General features: G+C 55.5%; 12 protein-coding genes and 2 pseudogenes. 8 read left to right on the forward strand and 6 right to left on the reverse strand.

The genetic code is table 11. The features are described 5' to 3' along the window. Positions 1-16: 16 nt before the first annotated feature. Positions 17-1,042, reverse strand: a complete 1,026-nt coding sequence (locus NTD86_RS02235) for an NAD(P)H-dependent glycerol-3-phosphate dehydrogenase (protein WP_262200532.1) — start codon at positions 1,040-1,042, stop codon at positions 17-19. Positions 1,043-1,403: 361 nt separating this feature from the next. Between NTD86_RS02235 and NTD86_RS02240 the strand changes: the two genes are divergently transcribed. From NTD86_RS02240 to NTD86_RS02260, 5 genes are all read left to right on the forward strand, one after another. Continuing rightward, positions 1,404-3,302, forward strand: coding sequence for a response regulator (locus NTD86_RS02240; protein ID WP_262200533.1), 1,899 nt, complete (start codon positions 1,404-1,406; stop codon positions 3,300-3,302). Between the two features lie 248 nt (positions 3,303-3,550). Continuing rightward, positions 3,551-4,066 carry a 3-hydroxyacyl-[acyl-carrier-protein] dehydratase FabA gene (gene fabA / locus NTD86_RS02245; protein WP_003190035.1) on the forward strand — a complete coding sequence of 172 codons (516 nt, stop codon included), beginning with the start codon at positions 3,551-3,553 and terminating at the stop codon, positions 4,064-4,066. An 11-nt stretch (positions 4,067-4,077) separates the two neighbouring features. Next, positions 4,078-5,298: a beta-ketoacyl-ACP synthase I gene (gene fabB, locus NTD86_RS02250; protein ID WP_262200534.1), complete on the forward strand. Its 1,221-nt coding sequence runs from the start codon at positions 4,078-4,080 to the stop codon at positions 5,296-5,298. Between the two features lie 124 nt (positions 5,299-5,422). Further along, a complete protein-coding gene (locus NTD86_RS02255) occupies positions 5,423-5,839 on the forward strand; it encodes an OsmC family protein (protein WP_262200535.1) in 417 nt (138 codons plus the stop codon). Between the two features lie 60 nt (positions 5,840-5,899). Beyond that, complete coding sequence (locus NTD86_RS02260; protein ID WP_262200544.1) at positions 5,900-6,760, forward strand: pirin family protein; 861 nt, start codon at positions 5,900-5,902, stop codon at positions 6,758-6,760. Between the two features lie 10 nt (positions 6,761-6,770). Here NTD86_RS02260 and NTD86_RS02265 read toward each other — a convergent pair whose 3' ends face one another. Further along, positions 6,771-8,090 carry a Na+/H+ antiporter family protein gene (locus NTD86_RS02265; protein ID WP_262200545.1) on the reverse strand — a complete coding sequence of 440 codons (1,320 nt, stop codon included), beginning with the start codon at positions 8,088-8,090 and terminating at the stop codon, positions 6,771-6,773. Between the two features lie 523 nt (positions 8,091-8,613). On the opposite strand from NTD86_RS02265, the pseudogene NTD86_RS24290 reads away from it, so the two are divergent. Both NTD86_RS24290 and NTD86_RS24295 read left to right on the forward strand, forming a co-directional pair. Beyond that, positions 8,614-9,684: pseudogene (locus NTD86_RS24290) on the forward strand (HAMP domain-containing protein); the annotation flags it as partial. A gap of 333 nt (positions 9,685-10,017) precedes the next feature. Next, positions 10,018-10,542 (forward strand): annotated as a pseudogene (locus NTD86_RS24295) (methyl-accepting chemotaxis protein); the annotation flags it as partial. Between the two features lie 60 nt (positions 10,543-10,602). Here the strand turns inward: NTD86_RS24295 and NTD86_RS02275 are convergent. Genes NTD86_RS02275 through NTD86_RS02285 form a run of 3 tightly spaced genes read right to left on the reverse strand, consistent with a single transcriptional unit; the run spans position 10,603 to position 12,841 of the window. After that, positions 10,603-11,922, reverse strand: a complete 1,320-nt coding sequence (locus NTD86_RS02275; protein WP_262200538.1) for a sensor histidine kinase — start codon at positions 11,920-11,922, stop codon at positions 10,603-10,605. Further along, entirely contained in the window at positions 11,919-12,587 is a 669-nt protein-coding gene (locus tag NTD86_RS02280; RefSeq protein ID WP_262200539.1) for a response regulator transcription factor, read from the reverse strand. The genes NTD86_RS02275 and NTD86_RS02280 overlap by 4 nt, the downstream gene beginning before the upstream one ends. Continuing rightward, the gene (locus NTD86_RS02285) at positions 12,587-12,841 is read right to left on the reverse strand and encodes a PepSY domain-containing protein (protein WP_262200540.1); all 255 of its coding nucleotides are present in this window, start codon (positions 12,839-12,841) and stop codon (positions 12,587-12,589) included. The genes NTD86_RS02280 and NTD86_RS02285 overlap by 1 nt, the downstream gene beginning before the upstream one ends. Before the next feature lie 238 nt (positions 12,842-13,079). On the opposite strand from NTD86_RS02285, the gene queD reads away from it, so the two are divergent. Beyond that, positions 13,080-13,436, forward strand: a complete 357-nt coding sequence (queD, locus tag NTD86_RS02290; RefSeq protein WP_082136262.1) for a 6-carboxytetrahydropterin synthase QueD — start codon at positions 13,080-13,082, stop codon at positions 13,434-13,436. A gap of 24 nt (positions 13,437-13,460) precedes the next feature. Here the strand turns inward: queD and NTD86_RS02295 are convergent. Beyond that, a partial coding sequence (locus tag NTD86_RS02295) for a hypothetical protein (RefSeq protein WP_262200541.1) occupies positions 13,461-13,684 on the reverse strand: 224 nt, incomplete at its 5' end.

Genomic DNA, 13,684 nt, shown 5'->3' on the forward strand with positions numbered 1-13,684 from the left:
GCTGCTCCTGTCCTACTCAGTTAAAACCACTGGTGGAGATAAAGTCGACATCCGTCTTGGGTTCTGCGCGCATCAGCAATTCGATCACCTGGTTGAGCGTGCGCCCCTCAAACAGAATGGCATGCAGGCCTGCAACCAAGGGCATGTATACGTTCAGTTCCTGCGCCTTGGCCTTTAGGACCTTGAGGGTATTCACCCCCTCAGCCACTTCACCCAGGCGCGCAACTGCGTCTTCCAGGCTCAGGCCCTCGCCCAGGGCATAGCCAACTTGATAGTTGCGGCTTTTGGGCGACGAACAGGTCACGATCAAATCGCCTACGCCCGCCAAGCCGAGAAATGTCATCGGGTTAGCGCCTTGACTGACAGCAAAACGAGTCATTTCTGCTAACGCGCGAGTTATCAACATGCTTTTGGTGTTTTCGCCCATGCCCAGCGCAACGGCCATGCCGGCGATAATTGCGTACACATTCTTCAACGCACCACCCAGCTCCACGCCGAATCGATCAGCACTGGCATAGACCCGGAACGTACGACCATGCAAGGCCTCTTGAACCCGTGTGCAGAGCGCCTCGTCCGCGCTGGCAACCACGGTGGCCGTTAATGCATGCTCGGCCACTTCCCGGGCCAGGTTCGGGCCGGACAGCACCCCGATTCTGGCTTGAGGCGCGATTTCTTCGAGGATTTCACTCATCAGTTTAAAACTGTGAGCTTCGATGCCCTTGGTCAGGCTGACCAGCATCTTGGCCCGCAAACGCTCGGCATGAGCAGCCAGCACCTGACGCAGGGCGCTGGAAGGCAATGCCACAAAACACAATTCGCAGCTATCCAGAGTGGCTTGCAGGTCGGTGACCGGCTCGACGCTCGGATGAAGCTTGATGCCTTTGAGGTAACGCGGATTTTCTCGATTAAGGCGCATGGCCTCGGCTTGCTCGGGGTCGCGCATCCACTGATGCACGCGATGACCGTTTTCTGCCAGCAAGTTGGCCACGGCGGTGCCAAAACTACCGCCTCCCAAGACCGCAATAGCGTGCTGTTCAGTCATATGCAATCCCGTCATCCATCTAGCAGTGGCAATCGCGGCATTATACGGGGCGCATGCCCGGCGACCAGCCCCATAGTGCAAGGTGTCTACACAAGAGGGTCGCGGCCTTGCCAGCGAACAACGAAGCTCAGCCAGGGCATTGGCCCACTCACGGCAGATGATGGCTTTTTTGCGCGGTTTGAGCGTTTATAACCCAAGAAAAAGCTCGGGGTTGACTGTCAAACCATGACAGCTCAGTTACCATGCCGCTCCGAAAGCAGCCACCGCTGCCCACGCGAATGACCAATCTCGAGTCTAGGATGACAGCATCTATGAGTGACATTTCTGCTGTCATGCGCACAACTGAAGGGATTCCTCATTCATGACGACACGTAGTCGCTGGGATATTCACACCCGTACTCAGATGATGAGCCTGGGCCCAGCTTTATTGATCACCTTGCTGTTAATCAGTTTTTTTACCTGCGTCCGGATTCAGGACTTGCGCCAGGAACTGAATTACACCGGCCAATTGATTGCCAACCAATTGGCCCCGGCCAGTGAATACGGCGTGATTTCAGGCAATGCATTGATCCTGAAAAGCCTGATTACTGCCGCACTCAACACCCCGCACGTTGAATTCATTCAGGTACAGGACCGCGCAGGCAACATACTGGCTCATGCTGAAAGAGCAGCGTTTTCACGGGATGAAGGGGCGCAGTTTGAAATTTTCCAGGCACCGGTGCGCTGGCAGAAAAGCCATTCAAGCGATGTTTTTTTACTGAACAACCTGCCTGCTACGGCGCCGGAAGAGGATTATCTGGGCCAAGTGCTGGTGGGCATGTCTAATGACGCCTTCAACAAGCGCCAGCAGGAAATCCTGCTTAAGGCTGTCATTCTTGCTCTGTTCGCCCTGGGCTTTACCTTTTTGCTGGCCCGACGCCTGGCTGCAAACCTGTCCAAGCCAATCAGCGACATGAGCAAGGCCGTCAAGGCCATCCAGCACGGCGATTACCAGGCACCATTACCGGTGGTCGACGACGGCGAGCTGGGCAGTCTGGCCCAGCACATCAATAATCTGGCCGCAGGTCTGGAGCAGGCCAGCCGCGAGCAACAGACTGCCATTTCACAACTGATTCAGGCTCGCGAAGAGGCCGAGCGCGCTAACCGCGCCAAAACCGACTTTCTGGCGATGATGAGCCACGAGTTGCGCACGCCCATGAATGGCGTGCTGGGGATGCTGCAACTGCTCGAAACGACGCAGATGACCGAGGAGCAAAAGGAATATGCAGACATCGCTTCGCAGTCCACCGAGCATTTGCTGAAAGTGATCAACGACATTCTTGATTTCTCGCGGATCGAACGCTCAACGCTGGAACTTGAACACATTGCCTTCAACTTGCTGGATCTTATCGACAACTGCGCGCAAACCTTCCAGTTCAGCGCGAGTCAACGCGGCTTGCAGTTGCAACTGGCCCTCCCCGAAGGCTTGTCAGTGTTGCATGTACTCGGCGACCCGACCCGGATACGACAGATTTTGGTCAATCTGATTGGAAACGCGCTGAAATTCACCGAGCGCGGCAGCGTCAGCATTGAAGCGAAATGGCAGCCACTTGATCACCAACTGATCTGGTTCACCTGCACGGTGCGCGACAGTGGTATCGGGATCTGCAACGAGAAGCTTGAGTCCATGTTCAATGCCTTCCAACAGGCCGACAGCTCAATATCGCGTCGTTATGGCGGCACCGGCCTGGGCCTGCCCATCGCCCGCACGCTGGCCGAGCGAATGGGCGGCACACTGCGTGCAAAGAGTGCGGAGGGCCAAGGCTCAGTGTTCACCCTGGAAATCCCGTTGGAACTGCACCAGCCCGTAGCCGCTAGCTATGGGCCAACTGCGGCTTCGCAACCGCCGATAGCGCACGGATACAAAGTGCTGTTGGTGGAGGATAACCCGGTCAACCAAGCGGTAATCGAGGCCACGCTCCGCAGTCTGGGCTATGAAGTGTGTGTAGTCAGCGATGGTGCGCAAGCCATCCACCAGGCCAATACCGAAGACTACGCGGCGATTCTGATGGACTGCCGCCTGCCTGTTATCGATGGTTATGAGGCCACCCGGCAGATTCGCCAATTGGCGAGTTGCAAGACGGTGCCGATTATTGCTCTGACGGCCAATGCCTTACAGGGAGACAGGGAAGCCTGCCTGCAAGCCGGTATGAATGATTACCTGGCAAAGCCGTTCAAACGAGCTGATCTGGAACAAATTCTCCAGTGCTGGGTCCAGTAACTTGTGGCTAAAGAGGCACCTGCGACTGGCGTAAAATGCAAAAGTGCGGCAGTCTTAGGCACCCGAATGGGCCCCTGAACCGGCCCGATTTAAATTTTCAGTGCACAAGTGTACATTCCTGTCCTTTGCGCTGTGACTTTCACTACAACGCAATAGTCTATGTGTAGGCTGGCGAACTGAGACACCATGTTTCAGTTGGTCGGGAAGATTTGCCCCACCCTGCCGCATGGGATTATTGAGGAGCTCGCATGACCAAACAAAACGCCTTTACTCGGGAAGATCTGCTGCGCTGTAGCCGCGGCGAACTGTTCGGCCCAGGTAACGCGCAACTGCCCGCCCCTAACATGCTGATGGTGGATCGCATTACCCATATCAGTGAAGAAGGCGGCAAGTACGGCAAAGGTGAATTGGTCGCCGAGCTGGATATCACTCCAGACCTGTGGTTCTTTGCCTGCCACTTTGAAGGCGATCCGGTAATGCCGGGCTGCCTGGGCCTCGACGCCATGTGGCAGTTGGTAGGCTTTTACCTGGGCTGGCAAGGCTTGCCAGGCCGCGGTCGCGCCTTGGGTTCGGGCGAAGTGAAGTTCTTTGGCCAGGTTCTGCCGAGCGCCAAGAAAGTCACCTACAACATTCAGATCAAACGCGTCCTCAAGGGCAAGCTGAACCTGGCCATTGCCGATGGTTCGGTGACTGTCGACGGTCGCGAGATTTATACCGCTGAAGGCCTTCGGGTCGGCGTGTTCACTTCAACTGACAACTTTTAAGGGTTATCCGCATGCGCCGCGTCGTTATCACTGGTCTGGGCATTGTTTCGTGCCTGGGCAATGACAAAGAGACCGTCTCCGCTAACCTGCGTGCTAGTCGCCCTGGCATCCGCTTCAACCCGGAATACGCTGAAATGGGTCTGCGTAGCCAGGTTTCCGGCTCCATTGACCTGAACCTTGAAGAACTGATCGATCGCAAGATCTACCGCTTTGTCGGCCACGCAGCGGCTTACGCCTACCTGGCCATGAAAGACGCCATCACTGACTCGGGCCTGACCGAAGAGCAAGTCTCCAACCCGCGCACTGGCCTGATCGCCGGTTCCGGTGGTGCGTCGACCCTGAACCAGATGGAAGCGTTGGACATCCTGCGCGAGAAAGGCGTCAAGCGTGTCGGTCCATACCGTGTAACTCGGACCATGAGCAGCACCGTTTCGGCTTGCCTGGCGACCCCATTCAAGATCAAGGGCCTGAACTACTCCATCGCTTCTGCCTGCGCCACCAGTGCTCACTGCATCGGTCACGCCATGGAACAGATCCAGATGGGCAAGCAAGACATCGTATTTGCTGGCGGTGGTGAAGAAGAGCACTGGAGCCAATCGTTCCTGTTCGACGCCATGGGCGCTCTGTCCAGCAAGCGTAATGACACCCCGGAAGAAGCCTCCCGCGCCTACGACGCCGACCGTGACGGTTTCGTCATCGCCGGTGGCGGCGGCATGGTGGTGGTCGAAGAGCTGGAACACGCTCTGGCACGTGGCGCCAAGATCTACGCCGAAATCGTTGGCTACGGCGCAACGTCCGACGGCTACGACATGGTTGCTCCGAGCGGCGAAGGCGCTATCCGCTGCATGCAGATGGCAATGTCGACTGTTGATGCACCGATCGACTACATCAACACCCACGGCACCTCGACTCCGGTTGGCGACGTGGCTGAGATGAAAGGTATTCGTGAAGTCTTCGCTGACAAGGCACCGCCTATCAGCTCGACCAAGAGCCTGTCGGGTCACTCCTTGGGCGCCGCGGGCGTTCACGAAGCGATCTACTGCATGTTGATGATGGAAGGTAACTTCATTGCTGGCTCCGCCAACATTGATGAGCTGGACCCAGCGGTTGCAGACATGCCAGTGCTGACCAAAACGCGTGAAGATGCCACCATCAACACCGTGATGAGCAACAGCTTCGGCTTTGGTGGCACTAACGCCACGCTGGTCCTGAAGCGCTGGGAAGGCAAGTAAGCCCTCCCCCGCTCACTGAAAATGCCCCGACCTGGTCGGGGCATTTTTTTTGCCCATGGAACGTACAATTCGCAGAGTGCTCTATAAAGATCAGGACCTTTATCACTGCCCTCTGAGGTTTGCCATGACTGTTACCGTGAATACCGTGTCTCACGAAAGTTTTCGCCACAGCATTAAAATCGACGATTACGAAGTGTTTACTGATGTTCCTACATCCATTGGTGGCGACGGTTCTGCGCCGTCTCCCCACGATTATTTCGATGCGGCACTGGGCGCGTGCAAGGCGTTGACGCTTAAGCTTTATGCACAAAAGAAAAACATCCCCCTCACCGGAGTCACCGTTGAGGTCAAGCACGATGCCAGCCAAGAGCAACAAGGCAAGTATGCGCTGCACGTCAAACTGACCCTCAAGGGCGTGTTAACTGATGCACAACGCGATGAGCTGCATAAAATCGCCGACAAGTGCCCAGTGCATAAGCTGATGACCACCGCTGAGGTCACCATCGAAACTCACTTGTCAGAAGGTGCATTCAGCCAGTAATGCCAGCCTCACAGGCGTTGGGTTATGCTCAACGCCCTCTCTTTTAGCGTGGACAGCCACATGCCACCATTCACCGTGATTCAACCGCGCGCCGAAGAGATAGAGGGCCAGCCTATCTTGCGCCCGCTGCCGTCAGCCAAATGTCGCAGTGTCGGGCCATTTGTATTTTTCGATCACATGCTCTTGAAGCATTACCCGCCAGGCGATGGGATGAATATCCTGCAACACCCACACATCGGCCTATCAACCCTGACGTACTTGTTCGAAGGCCAGTTACAGCACAAAGACAGCCTGGGTTCTGACCAGCAGGTGGGCCCCGGTGAAGTCAGCTGGATGACCGCAGGCGCAGCAATTGCTCATATCGAGCGCACCCCCTCTGCGTTACGTGCTCAAGGCTCGACCTTGCACGGCCTGCAAGTGTGGCTGGCGTCACCCAAAGAGCACGAGCAAGGCGAAGGCTTTTACAGCCATCACACCGCGGACAGCCTGCCCATGAGCGACAGCCTGGGCGTCAGAATCCGATTGATTGCTGGGACAGGCTTTTGCCTGGAGTCACCGGTGCCCGTGCTCTCCCCTACGCTGTATGCCGAAATACACATGCAAACAGCCACTACCCTGTTGATCCCTGATGAGCATCAGGAACGGGCACTGTATGTGTTGCAAGGCGATTTACAGCTGGAAGGCCAAACACTAGAAACTCAGAGCCTGGTGCTGTTGCCGGCAGGAGAAGCGCTGACACTGAGTGCAGGCAGCGATTGCCACGCGGTTCTGATCGGTGGAGCACCGCTTGATGGACCACGGCGCATGAACTGGAATTTCGTGGCCAGTGATCGGGCCTTGATTGAGCGGGCAAGAAGCCGCTGGGCCACGGGCGACTGGCCGACCGTCCCCGGAGAGAACGGCCGGATCGAATTACCCTGAAGGCCCGGCCTTACAAGATCATTGCCGCCACCCAGCCAAAGGCCAGCAGTGGCAGGTTGTAATGCACAAAAGTGGGCACCACGGTGTCCCATATGTGGTGGTGCTGACCGTCAATATTCAAACCAGAGGTTGGGCCTAGCGTGGAGTCCGAGGCTGGTGAGCCTGCATCACCCAGGGCGCCCGCAGTGCCGACGATGCAGACAATCGCCATCGGGCTGAACCCCAACTGCACACACAGCGGTACGAAGATCGCAGCCAGAATTGGCACTGTCGAAAAAGATGAACCGATCCCCATCGTCACCAGTAGGCCGACCAGCAGCATCAGCAAGGCACCGACGCCCTGGCTGTGATTGATCAATCCTGCAGACGCTTCGACCAGGGATTTCACTTCACCGGTGGCTTTCATGACCTCTGCAAAGCCTGAGGCGGCGATCATGATGAAACCAATCATGGCCATCATTTTCATGCCTTCTGTGAACAGGTCGTCGGTCTCGCGCCAACGAACAATGCCGGACACAGAAAAGATCAGGAAGCCAACCAGGGCACCGATGATCATGGAGCCCAGCCAGAGCTGGATAATGAACGCAGCCGCAATCGCAACCCCGGCCACCAGCAGTGTCAGGGGGTTATAACTGATTGCGGTCTGTTCAACCTGCTCGATCTTGGCCAAGTCATACTCGCGTTTTTTGCGGTAGCTGATGAACACCGCCACCAACAGCCCCACCAGCATACCCAGCGCCGGGATGGCCATCGCATGGGTAACATTGACCTGGCTGATATCCACGCCACTTTTGCTGACGTTGGCGAGCAGAATCTGATTAAGGAAGATATTGCCGAAGCCGACCGGCAGGAACATGTATGGCGTAATCAAGCCAAACGTCATGACACAGGCCACCAGACGGCGGTCAATCTTGAGCTTGGTCAGCACATACAGCAAAGGCGGAACCAGCAGCGGGATAAAGGCGATATGAATCGGCAGAATGTTCTGCGAACAGATCGCGACCACCAGCAGCAGACTGACCAATAGCCATTTGACGCGATTGCCGCCGACGGCCTGTTGCTTGTTGACCATCGCCAGCGCCCTGTCAGCCAGGGCATGAGCCAGCCCGGACTTGGCAATCGCCACCGCAAAAGCGCCCAACAGTGCGTAAGACAACGCAACGGTGGCACCACCGCCCAAACCGCTGTTGAACGCCTCGAGTGTTGCCTCGATGCTCAACCCCCCGACCAGACCGCCGACAACGGCCCCCACAATCAGAGCGATTACGACATGCACGCGGGACAGACTGAGCACCAACATGATGCCGACCGCGGCAATTACTGCATTCATCATTACAACCTCATAGTGCGCACCACGATAAAAACACCGTAAAGCGGAAAATTCCGGACAATCGACTGCGGTTCCAGTCGCCGGATCAGGAAGGGAGGACATATTTGAGGGCGCACACTTTGCAGCAGCATCGCCGCCTTGTCAAAAAACGGGCCCAGGACGATCAACAAACACCCGAAAACAGGCTTATCCCTAATGTTTACAGGGCTTTAGCGTTGCTTTTTTAAGATGAAATTTCATTTTTATCGTAAAGAAATATGTCAAATGGCCGCTAAGGGTAAAAGCCTCTTTCTAGGATGTCTCCATGTCGCTCAGACAGCTTTCCATACAGTGGAAAATCACTCTTCTCGCCGGACTTTGCCTTGTGGGTGTTGTTGCCCTGTTGGTAGGGCTTTCTATCTACCGCATGGAGTACACCTCCAATCTGGTTGAAGCCTCAAGCTCACAGATGCTCAATGAGTCAGCCCAGGCCCGCATTGAAGCTCAAGGTGAAGCACAGGCTCAGGCCATCAGCCGTCAGTTCATGGACGCCTACCAGTACGGAAACGGGTTTGCCCGCCAGGTTCTGTTTTTGCGTGAGCAATCCGAAAAGCGCTTTCTGGATGCCTTCGATCTGCGTGAGGACCTGACTCGCCAAGTCAAGGCGGCGCTACAGGCCAACCCGGACTTGCTGGGTTTGTCGCTGGTGTTTGAAGCCAATGCACTGGATGGCAAAGACAAGCTGTTTGACCACCAACAGGCACTGGGGAGCAATGACAAAGGCCGCTTTGCGCTTTACTGGTCGCAACCGACACCCGGCAAGCTGACCTCAATGGCATTGCCTGAAACCGATATGACCGACACCAGCATCGGACCGAGCGGACAGGCTAATAACTCATGGTTTACCTGCCCACGCACGACGCTGAAACCGTGCATTATCGAACCCTACTTTTATGACATTGACGGGCAGCGCGTGCTGATGACCAGCATCGTCTTCCCGCTGATGGTCGATGGCAAGGTCATTGCTTCGCTCTCGGTGGATATCAACCTCAACAGCTTGCAAGAGATGAGCCTGCAAGCCAGCAAAAAGCTCTACAACGGGCAAACCCATGTCGGCATCATCACCTCGGCAGGCTTGCTCTCCGGCTTCAGTGCCGATGCCAGTAAACTTAGCCTGCGCCTGAACCAGGTGGATCCGGATGATGGCGCCAAGCTGATTGAGTTGATGACCTCGGCAAATGAGACGGACAGCATCCGCAGCCATCAACGCTTGAAAGTCCTGACCCCTTTCCTACCTATTCCTGGCAGCAAACCCTGGGGGGTCTTACTCGATGTGCCTGAAAAGGTCCTGGTAGGCCCAGCCCAGGCACTACAAGCTGATCTGGAAAAACGTAATAACACAGGAACCCTGATCGAGTTGGGGCTTGGCTCACTGGCTGCGATCATCGGTTTGTTGCTGGTGTGGTTGATGGCCCGCAGCGTTACCCGCCCGATACTCGGCGTTGCACGCATGCTTGAGGACATTGCCAGTGGTGAAGGCGACCTCACACGTCGTCTGGTCTACGACAAGAAAGATGAGCTAGGCCAACTGGCGGGCTGGTTCAATCGCTTCCTCGATAAACTTCAACCAATCATTGCCGAGGTCAAACGCTCGGTTCAGGACGCACGCAGCACGGCGGATCAGTCGGCGGCGATTGCAACCCAGACCAGTGCGGGCATGGAGCAGCAGTACCGCCAGGTTGACCAGGTGGCCACAGCGTCTCATGAGATGAGCGCAACGGCCCAGGACGTCGCACGTAGCGCTGCACAGGCCGCACAAGCCGCCCGCGATGCCGACCAGGCAACGCGCCAGGGTCTGACCATTATTGATCGCACTACCAACAGCATCGATCACCTGGCTGCCGATATGAGCGAGGCCATGATCCAGGTGGAAGGCCTGGCGGCCAACAGCGAGAAAATTGGTTCGGTTCTGGAGGTCATCCGCGCGATTGCCGAACAGACCAACCTGCTCGCCCTGAATGCGGCAATTGAAGCCGCACGTGCCGGTGAAGCTGGGCGTGGATTTGCGGTTGTGGCTGACGAAGTGCGCAACCTGGCGCGACGCACGCAGGAGTCAGTCGAAGAAACCCGCCAAGTGATCGAGCAACTGCAAGTTGGCACTCAAGAAGTTGTGACATCCATGGGCAACAGTCATCGCCAGGCTCAAGGCAGTGTCGAGCAAGTAGGGCAAGCAGTCACCGCTTTGCAGCAAATCGGCGAAGCGGTCACGGTGATTACGGACATGAACTTGCAGATCGCCAGTGCTGCCGAAGAGCAAAGTGCGGTGGCCGAAGAGATCAACCATAACGTGGCTACGATTCGCGACGTCACCGAGTCGTTGTCCGGACAAGCCAATGAGTCGGCGCGGGTGAGTCAGTCGTTGAACTCGCTGGCAAACCAGCAACAGAACTTGATGGATCAGTTCCGCGTCTGATTTTTTGAAGGCTGGTGCGGTAACAGAAAAGCGACGGCTGAAGTGCTCAGCCGTCGCTTTTTACCGTTTACGCCTGTGCAGCTCTATGTTTACTGACAGTCCGCCCAGCGTACTGGTTTCTAGCTGCATCTGCCCCCCCAGGGCCTGCACAATATCGCGCACGATGCCTAGCCCAAGACCATGCCCGCTGACCTGCTCGTCCAGACGAGCCCCTCGACTCAATACCTGACCACGCTCAGCCTCAGGAATGCCAGGACCATCGTCTTGTACCGAGATGACAAAACCATCGCAGCTCTGGCTAACACTCAGTTCAACCCGAGAATCGGCCCATTTACAGGCGTTGTCCAATAGGTTGCCGAGTAACTCGAGCATATCTTCACGGTTCCAGGGCATATGCAGGCCGGGTTCTGCATTCAACACAAGTTGCAAGTGGTCGCCATGAATCATGCTGAGAGTCGACAGCAGTGCAGGCAGTTCGACATCCCCGTCAAATTGTGCCCCTGGCAAGGCATCACCGGCCAAACGAGCGCGATTGAGTTCACGCTCCATGCGCTGCTGTATGTGCTCAATCTGCTCGCGCAGACTTTTTTGCAGGTCAGGACAGCGTTCCAGTTGCGGGTCATTGATCACGCTGTATAAAACGGCCAGAGGCGTTTTCAAGGCGTGCCCTAGGTTACCCAATGCATTTCTCGAACGTTTCAACGTGTCTTCGGTGTAGGTCAGCAGGTCATTTATTTGTGTAACCAGAGGCTCAAGTTCTATAGGAACCTGAGTATCCAACTGTGAGCGCAGACCTGATTGCAACTGCACAATTTGTTTACGTGCCGTTTCCAGTGGCCGAAGTGCCCGGCGGACTGTCAGGCGCTGCATGAGCAGGATGATCATGAGGGTCAAGAGGCCAATGCTTAGACCAATTCTCTGCACTTGCTTGAAGCTTTCACGAATAGGCGTGTAGTCCTGAGCCACCGTGATAGAAACAGGCTGACCAAAACGCTGGTAATCAGTGCGCATAAGCAACAACATCTGCCCTTCTGGCCCAGGTTGAAGTGTGCTCGCCAGGCCGGGTCGTTGAGGTCTGGGTAATTGCGCGTCCCACAAAGAACGCGAACGCCATTGAGTGTCGCCAAATTCGATGCTGAAGTAATGCCCCGAAAAAGGTCGATGGTAAGCGGGCGAAAGTCGTCGCTCGTCCAATTGCAAGCCTTGAGGACCGCGATTCAGTGCGATCAGTAGATTTTCACTGTCAATTTGCAGGTCAGACTCTAAATAACGCTGAAGGCCATTTTCAAATAACCAGAGGCTGATCTGGCTGACCACCAGGCCCGATATCAAGAGGACACTGATCAGGCCGATGCTCAAGCGCCGTTGAATGGACTTCACTGCTCGGCTGCCCCGAAGATGTAGCCCTGGCCGCGGCGGGTTTCAATAACAGAGCGTCCGAGCTTGCGCCGTATGTGGTTAACATGAACCTCAAGTACATTGGAGTCACGCTCGGTCTCGCCGTTGTACAGATGCTCGGCCAGATGGCTTTTGGACAGAATTTGCTGTGGATGAAGCATGAAGTAACGCAGCAGGCGAAATTCGGCAGCGGTCAGTTGTACTTCACTCTCGCCACTGACGACAGTTTGGCGTGACTCATCCAAGTGCAACCCTGCGGACTTCAGTAGCGGCTGGTTCGACTGACCATGGGAACGGCGCAGCAGCGCCTGTACTCGCAGTTGCAATTCTTCGGGGTGGAAGGGTTTGGTCACGTAATCATCGGCACCGGCCTTGAGCCCTTCAATTCGTTCAGACCATGAGCTGCGGGCGGTCAGAATCAGTACTGGCGTAGCAAGCCCCTGTGCACGCCATTGCCTGAGGACATCGATACCGGGAACACCGGGCAACCCAAGATCCAGAATGATCAGATCATACGGCTCACTTTGTCCCTGATACAGGGCATCACGGCCATCGGCCAGCCAGTCCACGGCATATCCTTGGCGCGTTAACCCGCCTATCAGTTCGTCAGCCAAAGCGACGTGGTCTTCTACCAGCAACAACCGCATTAATCATCAACCTCATCTTTGAGCAATCGGCCGTCAGCGGCATTCAACTTGAGCTCACGGACAACACCGCCCTGAGTCAGCAGCTCAACCTCGTACACGTAAATGTCGTCATCCTCTTCAAGCTCTATCTCAAGCAGCTTGGCCCCCGGATGATGCTGGAATGCCTTTTGAAGCAATTGCTCCAAGGGCAAGATGGCCCCTTTTTCTCGTAAACGCAGCGCTTCATCCTGGCCTAGGTCTCGCGAGATGGCCAAGCAGGAAAACGTGCAGAGCAGGAGCGCAACACAGCAGCGTACGTACTGATTCACTGAGACCACTGACCTCCCACGTTTAAAACCGAACTATAGCGTTGTTGGCTTAATCGAAACTGAATCCGAAGGTCTACTGTCGCTGACATGGACCACAGTTTTTGTTCGCACGGCGTTAACTGCTAAACTGCCGGCCTGCATTCATCGCCAAAGCGATAGCCACCTCTTCAGAGCAATAAACACTGTGGAAATTTTTAAAGAGTTTACCTTCGAATCAGCGCATCGCTTGCCTTACGTCCCGGAAGGCCATAAATGCGGTCGTCTGCATGGACATTCATTTAAGGTTGCGATCCATTTGAGTGGCGACATTGATCCTGCAACCGGCTGGATACGTGATTTCTCGGAAATCAAAGCGATTTTCAAACCGCTATATGAGCGGCTTGACCATAACTACCTGAACGACATTCCAGGCCTGGAAAATCCAACCAGCGAAGTATTGGCGAAGTGGATTTGGCAACAGCTCAAGCCCCTGCTTCCAGAACTGTCTGCCATTCGAATTCATGAAACATGCACCAGCGGCTGTATTTATTACGGCGATTAAAGACCTAAGCATAAAAAAACCACCTTACGGTGGTTTTTTTATATTCAGAAATTGAGCTGCAAGCTGCAAGCTGCAAGCTGCAAGCTGCAAGCTGCAAGCTGCAAGCTGCAAGCTGCAAGCTGCAAGCTGCAAGCTGCAAGCTGCAAGAGCCTGGGGGCGGTGGAAAGGGTTGTCCAGCGCTTGGGGGGGTTTTTCGAGCACAAAAACAAAATCCCTATCTGCGTTAGCAGATAGGGATTTCGGAATTT

Origin of the sequence: Pseudomonas sp. 7P_10.2_Bac1 (genome assembly GCF_025465935.1) — a bacterium.
In the GTDB taxonomy this organism is placed as follows: Bacteria; Pseudomonadota; Gammaproteobacteria; order Pseudomonadales; family Pseudomonadaceae; genus Aquipseudomonas.

Excerpts from the sequence above, each read along its gene's own strand:
- NTD86_RS02235 (WP_262200532.1), bottom strand. The coding sequence starts at position 1,042 with ATGACTGAACAGCACGCTATTGCGGTCTTGGGAGGCGGTAGTTTTGGC.
- NTD86_RS02240 (WP_262200533.1), top strand. The coding sequence starts at position 1,404 with ATGACGACACGTAGTCGCTGGGATATTCACACCCGTACTCAGATGATG.
- fabA (WP_003190035.1), top strand. The coding sequence starts at position 3,551 with ATGACCAAACAAAACGCCTTTACTCGGGAAGATCTGCTGCGCTGTAGC.
- fabB (WP_262200534.1), top strand. The coding sequence starts at position 4,078 with ATGCGCCGCGTCGTTATCACTGGTCTGGGCATTGTTTCGTGCCTGGGC.
- NTD86_RS02255 (WP_262200535.1), top strand. The coding sequence starts at position 5,423 with ATGACTGTTACCGTGAATACCGTGTCTCACGAAAGTTTTCGCCACAGC.
- NTD86_RS02260 (WP_262200544.1), top strand. The coding sequence starts at position 5,900 with ATGCCACCATTCACCGTGATTCAACCGCGCGCCGAAGAGATAGAGGGC.
- NTD86_RS02265 (WP_262200545.1), bottom strand. The coding sequence starts at position 8,090 with ATGAATGCAGTAATTGCCGCGGTCGGCATCATGTTGGTGCTCAGTCTG.
- NTD86_RS02280 (WP_262200539.1), bottom strand. The coding sequence starts at position 12,587 with ATGCGGTTGTTGCTGGTAGAAGACCACGTCGCTTTGGCTGACGAACTG.